At 63.0% G+C, this 14,324-nt stretch carries 11 protein-coding genes; 7 read left to right on the top strand and 4 right to left on the bottom strand.

What is annotated here, in order from left to right; all coding sequences use genetic code 11:
* Positions 1 to 201 precede the first annotated feature (201 nt).
* Positions 202 to 1,242: a LacI family DNA-binding transcriptional regulator gene (locus HKK54_RS21285; protein WP_010175421.1), complete on the bottom strand. Its 1,041-nt coding sequence runs from the start codon at positions 1,240 to 1,242 to the stop codon at positions 202 to 204.
* A 205-nt stretch (positions 1,243 to 1,447) separates the two neighbouring features.
* On the opposite strand from HKK54_RS21285, the gene HKK54_RS21280 reads away from it, so the two are divergent.
* Genes HKK54_RS21280 through HKK54_RS21270 form a run of 3 tightly spaced genes read left to right on the top strand, consistent with a single transcriptional unit; the run spans position 1,448 to position 5,984 of the window.
* Positions 1,448 to 3,688 (top strand): TonB-dependent receptor, encoded by a 2,241-nt coding sequence (locus HKK54_RS21280; RefSeq protein ID WP_169387710.1) that lies wholly within the window; start codon positions 1,448 to 1,450, stop codon positions 3,686 to 3,688.
* Positions 3,689 to 3,690: 2 nt separating this feature from the next.
* Positions 3,691 to 5,022, top strand: coding sequence for an LLM class flavin-dependent oxidoreductase (locus tag HKK54_RS21275; RefSeq protein ID WP_169387709.1), 1,332 nt, complete (start codon positions 3,691 to 3,693; stop codon positions 5,020 to 5,022).
* Positions 5,019 to 5,984: a sulfonate ABC transporter substrate-binding protein gene (locus HKK54_RS21270; protein WP_169387708.1), complete on the top strand. Its 966-nt coding sequence runs from the start codon at positions 5,019 to 5,021 to the stop codon at positions 5,982 to 5,984. Before HKK54_RS21275 ends, HKK54_RS21270 begins: the two co-directional genes overlap by 4 nt.
* Here HKK54_RS21270 and HKK54_RS21265 read toward each other — a convergent pair.
* Together HKK54_RS21265 and hpaR are read right to left on the bottom strand one after the other, a co-directional pair.
* Positions 5,954 to 8,344, bottom strand: coding sequence for a TonB-dependent receptor (locus HKK54_RS21265; protein ID WP_010175428.1), 2,391 nt, complete (start codon positions 8,342 to 8,344; stop codon positions 5,954 to 5,956). The two genes, HKK54_RS21270 and HKK54_RS21265, sit on opposite strands and share 31 nt — an antisense overlap.
* 87 nt (positions 8,345 to 8,431) lie before the next feature.
* The gene (hpaR, locus tag HKK54_RS21260) at positions 8,432 to 8,854 is read right to left on the bottom strand and encodes a homoprotocatechuate degradation operon regulator HpaR (protein WP_010175430.1); all 423 of its coding nucleotides are present in this window, start codon (positions 8,852 to 8,854) and stop codon (positions 8,432 to 8,434) included.
* 212 nt (positions 8,855 to 9,066) lie between these two features.
* Here hpaR and HKK54_RS21255 point away from each other — a divergent pair, with 212 nt between their 5' ends.
* Positions 9,067 to 10,323: an OprD family porin gene (locus HKK54_RS21255; RefSeq protein WP_010175431.1), complete on the top strand. Its 1,257-nt coding sequence runs from the start codon at positions 9,067 to 9,069 to the stop codon at positions 10,321 to 10,323.
* 11 nt (positions 10,324 to 10,334) lie between these two features.
* On the opposite strand, the gene hpaA is transcribed toward HKK54_RS21255, so the two are convergent.
* Positions 10,335 to 11,237, bottom strand: a complete 903-nt coding sequence (gene hpaA, locus HKK54_RS21250; protein ID WP_169387707.1) for a 4-hydroxyphenylacetate catabolism regulatory protein HpaA — start codon at positions 11,235 to 11,237, stop codon at positions 10,335 to 10,337.
* Between the two features lie 143 nt (positions 11,238 to 11,380).
* Here hpaA and HKK54_RS21245 point away from each other — a divergent pair, with 143 nt between their 5' ends.
* The 3 genes from HKK54_RS21245 to hpaE are packed head-to-tail and all read left to right on the top strand — an operon-like array spanning position 11,381 to position 14,279.
* A complete protein-coding gene (locus tag HKK54_RS21245) occupies positions 11,381 to 12,046 on the top strand; it encodes a fumarylacetoacetate hydrolase family protein (protein ID WP_169387706.1) in 666 nt (221 codons plus the stop codon).
* A complete protein-coding gene (locus HKK54_RS21240; protein WP_010175437.1) occupies positions 12,043 to 12,813 on the top strand; it encodes a fumarylacetoacetate hydrolase family protein in 771 nt (256 codons plus the stop codon). Before HKK54_RS21245 ends, HKK54_RS21240 begins: the two co-directional genes overlap by 4 nt.
* A 5-nt stretch (positions 12,814 to 12,818) precedes the next feature.
* Complete coding sequence (hpaE, locus tag HKK54_RS21235) at positions 12,819 to 14,279, top strand: 5-carboxymethyl-2-hydroxymuconate semialdehyde dehydrogenase (RefSeq protein ID WP_167663833.1); 1,461 nt, start codon at positions 12,819 to 12,821, stop codon at positions 14,277 to 14,279.
* Positions 14,280 to 14,324: the final 45 nt, after the last annotated feature.

Below are 14,324 nucleotides of genomic sequence, written 5' to 3'. Positions count from 1 at the left end.
CCAGAACAACCCACTCAATCATTACACCTTATAAATTGTGAAATTCGCTGTGCTAATTGCAATTAGCCATCGCCCAAAAACCTCACCAAAGACGAACTAGCACCGGTAAAAAACTGACGAACGCGCACCACCCAACGCATGTTTCGGCGCCCGACTTTGAATAACTCGATGTCACAGAGCCCTGAGAAGCCGCAATCAGACTCAGGCGCTCTCACGCTCCATCAAGCCGCACGCCAACAGGTTCAAGCGCTGCACTTCATCCTCTACCGGCAGCACGCCCAGGCTTTCAAGCACCCGCGTCGCCGCCAGCACACCAATCTCCAGGGCAGGCGGCTTGATGGTGCTGAGACTCGGCAAGAGCATTTCGGCAAATGGGTAATCACCAAAGCCGAGCACCGCACACTCCTCGGGGATTTTCAGCCCGGCCCGTTGCCCGGCCAGCAAGCCACCGGCGGCCAGGTTGTCGTTGGCGAAGATGATCGCGTCAGGCCGTATGGCAGCGCTCATCAACGCTTGCATGGCTTGCTTGCCCGCCTCAAACGGTGCGCGATCGGCGTCCGGGGCAAACACCCAGGGCTGCAAACCCAACTCCAGCAGGGTCGCGCTGTAGCCGTCCCGGCGCTCCAGTGCACTGAAGTCCCCCGGCGCGCTGTTCTGCACGAAGGCGATGCGCCGATAACCCTTGCCATGCAGGTAGCGCGCGGCGGTCACGCCCACCTCGTAATGGGAAAAGCCAATCTGCAACGGCTCGCGCCCGGGTTGGTAGTCCCAGGTTTCGACCACCGGGATATCGGCCTCGGCGATCATCTTCTCGGTGCCCGCACTGTGGAAGCGACTGGTGAGCACCAACGCCGCCGGCGACCAACCGAGAAACGCGCGCACTGCGTTTTCTTCCTGCTCGGCGCTGAAGTAACTGGACGCCAGCAGCAGTTGGTAGCCATGCCGGCTGAGGGTGTCGCTGAAGCCCTGGATGGTATTGGCGAAGATCGGCCCGGAGATGTTCGGGATCACCATCGCGACGATTCTGCCCCGCGCGGACGCCAACCCACCCGCCACCAGGTTGGGCACGTAGCCCAACTCGGCGACCACCGCCGCGATGCGTTCGCGGCGCTCAGGCGAGACCTGCTCCGGCTGGTTGAAATAGCGCGACACGGTAATCGCTGACACACCGGCCTGGCGCGCCACGGTGTTCAAGGTGACACGGCCGGCGCCACGGCGTTTCCGGGGTTTGTCTTCGCTCAAGGGACGATCCTGTTAAAAACCTAAAAGAATATAAAACTAATTTTTTAGTATTTGACGCTCTATGTCACAGCTACCAATAATGCCGATGTTAGCGCTACCAAAGCGTTTTGTCTGCTACTCGCTCGAGCGAATGCCCAAGACAGTTTCAACGGCGCTGTCGTCGCAGAACGGCAGCGGTTCAGGGCACATTTCGAGCGGTCAGAGCATGCACACACATTCGGGGCAACCTCAAAAACTTTCGCAATCCATCCGCGCCGCCACCGCGCGCCGCCCCCATCTGGGCTGGCTCCTCGCGGGGCTCGCCGCCCTGCCCGTGCCCGGTGCATTTGCCGCCGACGAGCAGGAACCCACCCTCAAGCCGGTCACGGTAACCGCCACCCGCCGCGAAGAATCGCTGCAAAAGGTTCCGGTGGCCGTCTCGGTGCTCGATGGCGAACAGCTGGAGCGTGACAATCGCAACGGTGTGGGCAGCATCGTCCAGCAAGTGCCGTCACTGAATTTCCGTACCGGCGCGTCGAACAAAGACACCTCGCTGTTCGTGCGGGGCGTGGGCACGATTTCCACCTCGCCCGGGGTTGAACCCACCGTGGCCACGGTGATTGACGGCGTGGTGTACGCCCGCCCCGGCCAGGCCACTCTCGACCTGCTGGACCTGGAGCGCGTCGAAGTGCTGCGCGGGCCCCAGGGCACGCTGTTCGGCAAGAATGCCTCGGCCGGTGTGCTCAACATCACCAGCAAGGCGCCGACGGCCGAGACCCACGGCTATATCGACCAGTCGTACTACAGCGGCAATGAAAGCCGCACCCGCTTCGGCCTTGGCGGCAGCCTGATTCCCGGTACGCTGAAGGGCTCGATCAGCGGCCTGTTCGGCACCTACGACGGTAACGTCGACAACAAGCACAACGGCCAGGAAGTGAACGGCTACAACCACCAGGGCGTGCGCGGCAAGCTGGAGTTCACCCCCAACGACGACATAAAACTGACCCTGATTGCCGACTACATGCAGTCCCACGACGACGCACCCAATGGCGTGGTGAGCAAATCCCTGACCCCGGCGTTCGCCAACGCGTTGAACCCGGTGCGCGGGACCAGCGACAACCGCGACATCAACACCGACACCCGTACCCGCGTCGACGACACCAACAAAGGCTTGTCTGCCCAACTGGACTGGAACCTGGGTGATTACACCCTGACCTCGATCACCGCCTGGCGCGGCTGGGACAACACCCAGTACCAGGATGGCGACCGCCTGGGCACCGTGACCGCGGCCTTCCCCGGCACCGCCGACAAAGGCCAACTGGCGTTCGACCAATATTCCCAGGAGCTGCGGCTGGCCTCGCCCAAAGGCGAATTCCTCGAATACGTCGGCGGCCTGTTCTACATGCACGGCAAGGACCAGGAAACCTACCAGCGCACCCTCACCACCCCCACGCGCACCGACCGTGGCATCGCCGACTACGGCACCACCAGCGACAGCTACGCGGTGTTCGGCGAGACCACGCTGAATTTCACCTCGAGCTTTCGCGGGATCGCCGGCCTGCGCTATACCCACGACGACCTGGAGTACGATCACCGCCGTGTGTCCACCTCGGCCACCACCGTCAGCGGCATTCAACCGGCCACCAGCAGTTCCGGCTCGGTGGATGAAGACGGCTGGTCCGGCCGGCTGGGGGTGCAGTACGACCTGAGCGACACCGTCACCAGCTACCTGACCTACTCGCGTGGCTACAAGGGCCCGGCCTACAACGTGTTCTTCAACATGCAACCACGGGACACCGACGCGCTCAAGCCGGAAACCTCCAACACTTGGGAAGTCGGGATCAAGGCCACCAGCTGGAACAACCGCCTGGCCACCAACCTGGCGATTTTCCACAGCGACTACGACAACTACCAGGCGAACTTCTTCGACACTGTCGCCGGGCAAGTGGTGACGCGCCTGATCAACGCCGGCAGTGTCAGCACCGAAGGCGTCGAACTCGACTACGCCTTGCAGGCCACCCAACAACTCAAACTCTCCGGCGCGCTGGCCTACACCCGTGCCCGCATCGATGAGTTCGCCTGCCCGCCGGGCGCAGCGGCATCGTGCAACGTCAACGGCAAGCCACTGCCCTTCAGCCCGGATTGGAAAAGCTACGTGCGCGCCGACTACAGCATCCCGCTGGACAATGGCCTGGATATCGAACTGGGCACCGACTACAGCTGGCAGAGCGAAGTGCAGTACGACATCAGCCAGAATGTCGACACCAAGCAAGGCGCCTACGGCATCTGGAACGCCAGCGTCGCCCTCGCCGACTACAACAACGGCTGGCGCGTGGCGCTGCTGGCGAAGAACCTCACCGACAAGTCCTATTCACCGCTGCTGGCCAGTGGTGGCAGCTACATCTACCGCGCCGTACCCCGTGACGATGAACGTTACTTCGGCGTGCAACTGCGCAAGGATTTCTGAGCATGCCCCGTCAACTGAAACTCGGCGCTTTTCTCATGGCCACCGGGCACCACGTGGCCGCCTGGCGCCATCCTGATGTACCGGCCAACGCCGGGCTGGATTTCGCCCACTACAAACGCCTGGCGCAGATTGCCGAGGCGGCAAAGTTCGACGCCCTGTTCGTGGCCGACAGCATTGCCGCCGCCACCGGCGAGATCGCCAGCCGCATGGCGCGCTCGGACCATTTCGAGCCGCTGACGTTGCTCTCGGCGTTGAGCACGGTGACCGAACACATCGGCCTGATCGCCACGGCCACCACCAGTTACAACGAGCCTTACCATGTGGCACGCAAATTCGCCTCCCTGGATCACTTGTCCGGCGGGCGCGCCGGCTGGAACCTGGTGACCTCGGACAATGCCGCCGAAGCACGGAATTTCGGGCGAGACGAACACCTCGGCCACGGCGAACGCTACAGCCGTGCCCGGGAGTTTCATCAGGTGGTGACCGGCTTGTGGGACAGCTGGGAAGACGATGCCTTTGTGCGCGACAAGGCCAGTGGCAGCTACTACGACCCGGCAAAACTGCATGTGCTCGACCATGTCGGTGAACACTTTCGGGTCAAGGGCCCGCTGAACGTGGCGCGCTCGCCCCAGGGCCAGCCGGTGATTGTCCAGGCCGGTTCTTCCGAGGCGGGCCGTGACTTGGCGGCGCAAACCGCCGAGGTGGTGTTCACCGCCCAGACTTCATTGGCCAACGCCCAGGCGTTCTATGCCGACCTCAAAGGTCGCCTGGCTCAATACGGGCGCGAGCCGGATGCATTGAAGATCATGCCGGGGGTATTTGTGGTCGTCGGGCAGACAGAAGCGCAAGCGCGAGACAAATTCGAGGCCTTCCAGCAGTTGGTCGAACCCGAAGTGGGCGTCGCCTTGCTGGGGCGCATGCTGGGCAATTTCGACTTGTCTGGCTACCCGCTGGACGGCCCGCTGCCGGAACTGCCATTGACCGACAGCGGCCAGCGCAGCCGCCAGCAACTGCTGACCGAACTGGCGGGCCGCGAACACCTGAGCCTGGCGCAGCTGGGCCGCCGAATTGCCGGTGGCCGCGGGCATTACAGCCTGATCGGCACGCCCGTTCAGATCGCTGATGAGCTGCAGCACTGGTTCGAAAACGGCGCCGCCGATGGCTTCAATGTGCTGGTGCCGCACCTGCCGGGCGGGCTCGAGGACTTCGCCCAGTGGGTGGTGCCGGAATTGCAACGGCGCGGCCTGTTCCGGACCGAATACGCAGGCTCCACGCTGCGTGAAAACCTTGGCTTGGCGCGGCCGGGCAATCGCTTTGCGGAGAAACAAGCATGAAGATTCCTGGGCTGTTGTTTGCGCTGTTTGCCCTGACGCAAACCGCGCTGGCGGCCGATCCGGCCACCCTGAGAATCGGCTACCAGAAAGGCTCGATTGCCCTGGTGCTGGCCAAGGAACATGGCCTGCTGGAAAAACGCTTCGACCAGACACAGGTGCAATGGATCGAATTTCCCGCTGGCCCGCAGATGCTCGAAGCCTTGAACGTGGGCGCGCTGGACGTGGCGTCCACCGGTGATATCCCGCCATTGTTCGCCCAGGCGGCGGGCGCGGACCTCGTCTACATCGGCGCCGAACCGCCCAAGCCGACGGCGGAAACCCTCCTGGTGCGGGCGGACAGCCCGCTGCACACCATCGCCGACCTCAAGGGCAAGAAAGTCGCCTTCCAGAAAGGCTCCAGCTCCCACAACCTGGTCCTGCGGGCATTGAATAAAGCCGGCTTGAGCTACAAGGACATCCAGCCGGTTTACCTGCCACCGGCCGACGCCCGGGCGGCCTTCGAGCAAGGCAGTGTCGACGCCTGGGCGATCTGGGAGCCCTACTCGTCACTGGCCCTGAGCCAAAGCCCCAGCCACGTGCTCGCCAATGGCGAAGGCTTGAAACTTTCGGGGCCGATCTATACCGCGCGGCGCGACTACGCCCAGGCCAATGGCGGCTTCATCCACGCCCTGCTCGATGAACTCAGCGCTGCCGAAGCCCTGACCCGCAGCCAGCGCGAAGACAGCCTGCAGGTGCTGACCCGTTCCATGGGTCTGCCGGCCGGGGTGATTGCCCGTTATGTCGACAATCGACCGCCATCGCCGGTACTGCCGATTGATCAGCAGATCATCCAGGCGCAGCAGGAGACGGCGGACCTGTTCTACCAGAACCGCCTGTTGCCCAAGCCCATCGATGTACAGAAGGCTGTGTGGCAGGCCGCCGATGCCTCCCCTCAAAAGTCGACGGTGGCCGACAGCAAGTAAGTACGTGGCGTCGACAAGGTCAAGCCCGGCTCGCTGTCATCCGAGGCGCCCGCCGAACTCCAGTAGCGCCGGTTGGCCACGTTCTCGACATTGGCCCGCAGGGTGATGTGCTTGTCGTCGACTTTGAAGGCATAGCGCGCGCCGACGTCGAGGCGGGTCCAGGCGTCGATTTCCTTGACGTTGGACTGGTCCAGGTACTGCGAGCTGGAGTAGATCCCGCGACTGGTCAGGGTCAGGCCCTCAACAGTCGGCACGTCCCACTCGGCCCCCAGGTTGACGTTGTATTTGGGCGTGGCGGGGGCGCGGTTGCCGTCGTAGGTGCCGTTGGTGGTGTTCGTCAACTCGCTGTCGATGTACATCACCCCGCCCAGCAGGCGGAAGCCCTTGAGCGGCTCGCCGAACACGCTGAGTTCGACGCCGTCGTTCCGGCGTTTGCCATTGGGGCCGAACACCAGCGTGGTGGCATTGGTCTCGTAGGCCGGCTGCTTGATCCGGAACACCGCCGCCGTCACTGCGAACGCACCGGCGTCGTACTTGGCGCCGACTTCGACCTGGCGGCTGATGAACGGCGGGAAGATTTCGTCATCGTTGACCGAGGTCGACGGTGCCACCTTGCCCTGGCTCAGGCCTTCCATGTAGTTGGCGTACAGCGACAGCTTGTCGGTGGCCTTGAACAGGATGCCGCCCGAGGGTGAAATCTTCTCTTCGTCGTAGGCGGTGTCGCCTTTGACGTCATCGGTCCAGTCGTCCACCTTGACCCGCTGCCAGCGCGCGCCGAGGGTCAGCAGCAGACGGTCATCGAAGAAGCCCAGGGTGTCGGACAACGCCACGCCGCTGAAGCGGTTTTCGGTGTAGACCTTCGAGTCGAGTCGCGTCGGCCTGCCGGGGGCAGGGATTTCCACCGGGTTGTAGAGATTGCTCGAACCCGACGCATACCGCGCGCCGCCGTTTTCAAAGTCCATGTAGAAGTAACTGGCCGCCAGGTTGACCTCATGGCTCACCGGGCCGGTATGGAACCAGTTGCGCACGCCTGCCGTGGCGGTCCGCACGTTTTCGTCGCGGGTGAAGTCCCGGGGCTGCACGCTGAAATCGCCGGCGTTGTTGGTCACCGATACCGCATGGCGCAGGAAGTCATGGTTACTTTTGCGCGCGCCGACGCCGCCGTAGAGCATCACGTTGTCGCTGAGGTCGAACTCACCGTTGACCGTGCCGAAGGTGTCGTTGGTGCTGGCCTTGCTCCAGGGCTGCGCGTAGTTGTGGCGCACGTCGTTGGCGCTCGGCACATTGGCCTTGGGGCCGACCTGCACGCGCTCTTGCGGGGCGTCGGTGTCGCGCTCGGTGCGGCCGATGTCGGTGGAGAGTCGCAGGCGTTCACCGCGAAAATCCAGGCCGAGTACGGCCATTTCGCGGTCGACGCTCTGGTGATCCCAGGTGGTGTCGCCGGACTGCTTCACGCCGTTGAAACGCAGGCCGAACTTATTGTCTTCGCCAAAGCGCCGGCCGATGTCCACGGCCCCGCCCGCCTGGCTGTCGGAGGCCCAACTGCCGGTGAACGAGGTGATGGGTGTGTCGGTGGCGCGCTTGGGCACCACGTTGATCCCGCCGCCCACGCTGCCCCGTGGCGAGATGCCGTTGATCAACTGGCTGGGACCTTTGATGATGTCGACGCGCTCGGCCATTTCCATGTCGATGGTGTAGGTCGGCAGCACGCCGTAGAGGCCGTTGTAGGCGACATCACTGTTGAACAGGCTGAAGCCGCGAATGGTGAATTGCTCATAGCGCCCGCCCGCCGGGTTGGTGGCACGCACCGAGGGGTCGCTGGCGATCAGGTCGCCGAGGGTGCGCGCCTGCTGGTTCTTGACCGCCTCGCTGGTGTAGGTGGTCATGCTGAACGGGGTTTCCATGAAGTCCCGCGAGCCCAGCAATCCCTGGGAACCACGGCGCGCCACCTGGCCACCGGCGAAGGACTCGCTGCCGGCATCGCCGGTGGTGCCGAGAATCGAGGTGGGCGCCAGTTGCAGGCTGCCGCCTTCGGGAACCGGGGTCAGTATGTAGGCCTGTTCACCCATAGGCTGCAGTTGCAGGCCCGAGCCCTGGAGCAAGCGCGCAAACCCTTCTTCGACGCCGTATTCGCCGGACAGGCCGGCACTGTTGCGGCCGCTGACCAGCGCCGGGTCTACCGACAGGTTAACCCCGGCCAGGCCGGCGAAACGGGTCAACGCGGCACTCAGGCTGCCGGCCGGCACCTGGTAGCTGCGCCGGGACGCGCCGTCTTCGGCGTAACTGATGGGGACGAACAACGGGCTGGCACTCAGGCTCAGCATGAGGCTGAAATTCAGCAACGGACGTAGGGCGGGCATTGGCAAAAGCTCTCGATTTTGTTCACTTACCTGGAATGACCAGCCAGGTGAAAAAAGGGGACAGGCTTCAGCCAATATTTTTTGAAATTACGGTTTGATGCCTTTCAGCTTTTGCAGCAGCTCCATCAATTGCTCCAGGGATTCCTCGCCGAACTGTTCCTGAATCTTCTGGTAGTTGCTTTCCATCCCGGCGCTCATGTCGACAAAACACTGCTGCCCCTGCTCGGTCAGGGCGACGAACACCCGGCGCTGGTCTTCGGCTGATTTGCGCCGGCGTACGATGCCGTCACGCTCCAGCCGCCCCAGCACGCCGGTCATGCTGGGCTTGAGGATGCACGCGAGGTGCGCCAGTTGGTGGCTTTCCAGTTCGCCCTGCTGGCGCAGGATGCGGATCACCCGCCACTGCTGTTCAGTCAGGTCATGTTCATTGAGCAAAGGCCGGAAGAACGCCATGGTCGCTTCGCGGGCCTGGAGCAAGGTGAGCGTAAGGGACGGTCTGGGGGTGGGCATGGTTCACGCGCAGTAGAGGTCGAAGCGTCGAAGCTTAGAGTCGGTGTCACGTGCGTGCAACCCGGGGCACGCAGCAAGTCGTTAATTTCGAAACGAATTCATAAAAACCTGTTAATCCAGCTATTCAGCTTAAAGATAACATGTTAACAATATGCCCGCCCCTGCCCCGGTGGCGGGCTCTACCAACAAAAACAACAAAAGGAACGCCCCTCATGCATTCGTGCCTCTTTCGCACGGCGGCAAGCGCTGGCCTGTGCGCCGCGTTTACCCCCCTGGTCGCCCACGCCGACTTTATCCAGGACAGCAAAGCCAGCCTGGACCTGCGCAATTTCTACATGAACCGCGACTTTCGCCAGACCAACGCGCCGCAGAACAAGGCCGATGAGTGGGCCCAGGGGTTTGTGCTGCGCCTGGAGTCGGGCTACACCGAAGGCGTGGTCGGTTTTGGCGTGGACGCCCTGGGTGAAATGGGCCTGAAGCTCGACTCCAGCCGCGACCGCCGGGGCACCGGGCTGCTGCCATCCGGCGCCAGCGGCGAGCCGGCCGACAGCTACAGCGAACTCGGCCTGACCGCCAAGTTGCGCCTGTCGAAAACCGTGCTCAAGCTCGGCACCCTGCAACCGATATTGCCGGTGGCTGCCTACAACGACACCCGGCTGCTGCCGTCGACCTACAACGGCGAGCTGGTGACCTCCCAGGACATCGACGGCCTGACGTTGAACGTCGGCCGCCTGGAAAAACAAAACCTGCGGGACTCCTCCAACAACGAGTCCATGAGCTACGGCGGCGTCAACAGCAGCCACCTGGACCTGGCCGGAGGCACCTACGCGATCAACCCGCACCTGGCGGCGACCTATTACTACGCGCAGATGCAGGACATCTACCGCCAGAACTTTATCGGCCTGGTGCATGACTTGCCGCTGGCCGAGGGCGTGAACCTGCGCACCGACCTGCGCTACTTCGACACCCGCGAGCAAGGCAGCGCCCTGCTGCGCAGCCCTACCCGGGTGGACGGCGGGCGGATCGACAACCGGTTTTTCAACGGCATGTTCAGCCTGTCGGTGGGCGCGCACAAATTCGGCCTGGGCTTCCAGAACCTTTCCGGCGATGGCGACTTCGCCTTCCCCGGCCAAGACCCGTATTCGGTCAACCTGGTGACCATCAATATCTTCACCAAGGCCAACACCGATGCGTGGCAGGCGCGCTACGACTACAACTTCGCCGCCCTCGGCCTGCCGGGCCTGACCTTCATGACCCGCTATGTCGACGGCAGCCACGCGCAAACCGCCACGGTGCGCAACGGCCGGGAATGGGAGCGTGACACCGACCTGGTCTACACCGTGCAAAGCGGCCCGCTGAAGAACGTCAACGTACGGCTGCGCAACGCCACCCTGCGCTCAAGCAACGGCCTGACCAGCGACATCGACGAAAGCCGGGTGATCATCGGCTACACCGTGGCCCTGTGGTAACGCCGGGCGCCTCAACGCAACCCCGACTGACGCTGGCGGTATTCCCCCGGCGTCATCTGCGCGTAGCGCTGGAAGAACCGGCTGAAATACGCCGGGTCCTTGAACCCCAGCTGGTAGCAGATTTCATTCGCCGAACTGCCGGTAAACAGCAGCAGGCGCCGGGCTTCCTGCATCAGCCGTTCAAGGATCAGGCGTTTCGACGGCAGGTCCGCAATCCGCCGGCACACCTCGTTGAGGCGCGCCTCGGTGACGCCCACACCGTCGGCGTAGCGCGACAGCGGCCAGTGTTGCAGGTAGTGGTCTTCGATCAGTTCGTTGAAGCGATGGAAGATCCGCAGGTCTTCATGGCGGGCCGGACGGGCCTCCAGGGAATTGGCGCAGAGGCGCAGCAGGCTGATCATGATCAGGCGCGTCAGGCTGTCCAGCGCCGAACTACGCCCGCAGGCCTGGGCGTTGATCTCGCTGCACAGCTCGTCGAAGAGGAACTCCAGGCGGCGCACCTCGGGATGAAACTCCGGCGCCAGTCGCGCCAGCGCCACACAGGCGGCCGGCAATTGCGCGCCGGGGGCCAGGCTGGGGTCGGCGTCGATCAAGGCCCACACCAGTTGCTGGCGCACCGTCAGCACATGGCCGTCGGCATCGGCTTCGGTGACGAAGGAATGCGCCACCGTCGGCGGTGTGAGGAAAAACATCGGCCCGGATTCGAGGTACTGCTGGTCATCCAGATAGACCCGCACTGCACCCGTCTTGACGTAATGCACCTGGAAAAACCGGTCGTGGCGGTGCACCGGCATGTTGCGACCAAAAAATCCCGCCAGGTTGCCGAGCCTGTCGTAGTGCACCTCGGCGTCGCTGTAACGCTGGTCGTAGACCTGCCCGATGTTGATGTTGGGGATCGGCTGACGATCGCTCATCGCTGCATTCTCTTTGTTGTTTTGACTGCCCTGAAATATTGCCACGCTTGACGATAGTTAACATCTTAATTATAACGTTAACAGGTTAACGAATATCTCGCGAAGCAGACCCCAATCTGCCCCGCCACTGCCAGGAGAAAAGCATGAGCCGTGCCCTGCACGATGTTGCGAACGGCACCCTGTTCGGCGTTGCGCTGAACTACCAGGGGTTGCTGAACCAACGTCTCGCCGAATTCGAACAAGCGCCTTACCAGAAACCACCGGTCAAGCCGGTGCTGTTCATCAAGACGCCCAACACCCGCAACCACCACGACGGCGTGGTGCTGCACCCTCAGGGTGAACGGCTGCAACCAGGCCCGGCCCTCGGGGTGGTGATTGGCAAGAGCGCCAGCCGGGTCAGCGTCGAAAACGCCCTGGAACATGTGGCGGGCTACACCATCGTCAACGAGTTCAGCCTGCCGGAAGACAGCTACTACCGCCCGGCGGTGAAGGCCAAATGCCGGGACGGTTTCTGCGCAGTGGGCCCGGAGCTGATGGCCCGTGACCAGGTCGCCAACCCGCACCAATTGAGCGTGAAGCTGTTCGTCAACGGTGAGCTGCGCCAGCAAAACTCCACCGCCAATTTCGTGCGCAGCATCCCGCAGTTGATCGCCGAGATCAGCGAATTCATGACCCTGCACGAAGGCGATGTGCTGATCACCGGCACGCCCGAAGGCCGGGTGGATGTGCAACCCGGCGACACGGTTGAAGTCGAGATCAGCGGCCTGGGCCGCCTGGTCAACCACATCAAGGCAGAGGAGCTGTCATGAAACACGCCCGTATTCGCTTTGAAGGTGAAGCCCACCAGGTGCTGGTCGAAGCTGAAAACGCCGTGCGCCTGGCCGACGGTCGCCTGTTGGCCGAAGACCAGGTCGAGTGGCTGCCACCGGCCACCGGCAGCATGTTCGCCCTCGGCCTGAACTACGCCGACCACGCCGCCGAACTGGCCTTCAAGCCGCCCACCGAACCGCTCGCCTTCATCAAGTCCCCCGGCACCTACACCGGCCACAACCAGGTGACCTGGCGCCCGGACAACGTCGCCTACATGCACTACGAGTGCGAGCTGGTGGCGGTCATCGGCAAGCCGGCGCGCAACGTCAAACGCGAGAACGCCCTGGAGTATCTGGCCGGCTACACGGTGTGCAACGACTACGCGATCCGCGACTACCTGGAAAACTACTACCGCCCCAACCTGCGGGTAAAAAACCGTGACGCCACCACGCCGGTAGGCCCGTGGATCGTGGATGTCGCCGACGTGCCCGACCCGAGCAACCTGAAGCTGCGCACCTGGATCAACGGTGAACTGCGCCAGGAAGGCAGCACGAAAGACATGATTTTCGACATCCCGTATTTGATCGAATACCTGTCCAGCTTCATGACCCTGCAACCCGGCGACATGATCGCCACCGGCACGCCCGAAGGCCTGGCCGATGTGGTGCCGGGGGATGAAGTGGTCGTGGAAGTGGAAGGCGTTGGTCGCCTGGTCAATCGAATTGTCAGCGAGGCGGACTTTTTTGCCGCCGGTCAAGAGGCATGAGCAACATGATCAAACACTGGATCAACGGCCGTGAGGTCGAAAGCAAAGACACCTTTATCAACTACAACCCGGCCACCGGCGAAGCCATCGGTGAAGTCGCCAGCGGCGGTGCCGAGGAAGTGGCGCAGGCGGTAGCGGCGGCCAAGGAAGCCTTTCCGAAATGGGCGGGAACACCGGCCAAGGAACGTGCCCGCCTGATGCGCAAGCTCGGTGAACTGATCGAACAGAACGTGCCGCACCTGGCCGAACTGGAAACCCTCGACACCGGTCTGCCAATCCACCAGACCAAAAACGTGTTGATTCCCCGGGCGTCCCACAACTTCGATTTCTTCGCCGAAGTCTGCACCCGCATGGACGGCCACAGCTACCCGGTGGACGACCAGATGCTCAACTACACCCTGTACCAGCCGGTGGGTGTGTGCGCGTTGGTGTCGCCGTGGAACGTGCCGTTCATGACAGCCACCTGGAAGACCGCGCCGTGCCTGGCGCTGGGCAATACCGCCGTTTTGAAAATGTCCGAGCTGTCGCCGCTGACGGCCAATGAACTGGGGCGCCTGGCGGTCGAGGCGGGCATTCCCAAGGGTGTGCTGAACGTGATCCAGGGCTACGGCGCCACAGCCGGTGATGCACTGGTGCGCCACCCGGACGTGCGGGCGATTTCCTTCACCGGTGGCACCGCCACCGGCAAGAAAATCATGCAGACCGCCGGGCTGAAAAAGTACTCCATGGAACTGGGCGGCAAGTCGCCGGTGCTGATCTTTGAAGATGCCGACCTGGAGCGCGCCCTCGACGCGGCATTGTTCACCATCTTCTCGCTGAACGGCGAACGCTGCACCGCCGGCAGCCGGATCTTCATTCAGGAGAGCGTCTACCCGCAGTTCGTCGCCGAGTTTGCGGCCCGGGCCAAGCGCCTGATCGTTGGCGACCCGCAAGACCCGAAAACCCAGGTCGGCTCGATGATCACCCAGGCCCACTATGACAAGGTCACCGGCTACATCAAAATTGGCCTCGAAGAAGGCGCCACCCTGCTGGCCGGCGGCCTGGAGCGCCCGGCCAACCTGCCGGCGCACTTGAGCCGCGGGCAGTTTATCCAGCCGACGGTGTTTGCCGATGTGAACAACCAGATGCGCATCGCCCAGGAAGAGATCTTCGGCCCGGTGGTGTGCCTGATCCCGTTCAAGGACGAAGCCGAGGCGCTGCAACTGGCCAACGACACCGAGTACGGCCTGGCGTCGTACATCTGGACCCAGGACATCGGCAAGGCGCATCGTCTGGCCTACGGCATCGAAGCCGGCATGGTGTTCATCAACAGCCAGAACGTGCGGGACTTGCGCCAGCCGTTCGGTGGGGTAAAAGGTTCCGGCACCGGCCGTGAAGGCGGCCAGTACAGCTTCGAAGTGTTCGCCGAGATCAAGAACGTGTGCATTTCCATGGGCAGTCATCACATTCCGCGCTGGGGTGTTTGAGTGATCCCTGTGGGAGCTGTCGAGCTTTGGCGAGGCTGCGATGCA

The sequence above is a fragment of the Pseudomonas sp. ADAK13 genome, from assembly GCF_012935715.1.
Lineage (GTDB): Bacteria > Pseudomonadota > Gammaproteobacteria > Pseudomonadales > Pseudomonadaceae > Aquipseudomonas.
This window is presented reverse-complemented; position numbering and strand designations above follow the sequence as displayed.

Bases quoted from the DNA above. Each gene is read 5' to 3' on its own strand.
- hpaR (WP_010175430.1), bottom strand. From the start codon at position 8,854: ATGCCCACCCCCAGACCGTCCCTTACGCTCACCTTGCTCCAGGCCCGC.
- HKK54_RS21255 (WP_010175431.1), top strand. From the start codon at position 9,067: ATGCATTCGTGCCTCTTTCGCACGGCGGCAAGCGCTGGCCTGTGCGCC.
- HKK54_RS21275 (WP_169387709.1), top strand. From the start codon at position 3,691: ATGCCCCGTCAACTGAAACTCGGCGCTTTTCTCATGGCCACCGGGCAC.
- HKK54_RS21245 (WP_169387706.1), top strand. From the start codon at position 11,381: ATGAGCCGTGCCCTGCACGATGTTGCGAACGGCACCCTGTTCGGCGTT.
- hpaE (WP_167663833.1), top strand. From the start codon at position 12,819: ATGATCAAACACTGGATCAACGGCCGTGAGGTCGAAAGCAAAGACACC.
- HKK54_RS21270 (WP_169387708.1), top strand. From the start codon at position 5,019: ATGAAGATTCCTGGGCTGTTGTTTGCGCTGTTTGCCCTGACGCAAACC.
- hpaA (WP_169387707.1), bottom strand. From the start codon at position 11,237: ATGAGCGATCGTCAGCCGATCCCCAACATCAACATCGGGCAGGTCTAC.
- HKK54_RS21280 (WP_169387710.1), top strand. From the start codon at position 1,448: ATGCACACACATTCGGGGCAACCTCAAAAACTTTCGCAATCCATCCGC.
- HKK54_RS21265 (WP_010175428.1), bottom strand. From the start codon at position 8,344: ATGCCCGCCCTACGTCCGTTGCTGAATTTCAGCCTCATGCTGAGCCTG.
- HKK54_RS21240 (WP_010175437.1), top strand. From the start codon at position 12,043: ATGAAACACGCCCGTATTCGCTTTGAAGGTGAAGCCCACCAGGTGCTG.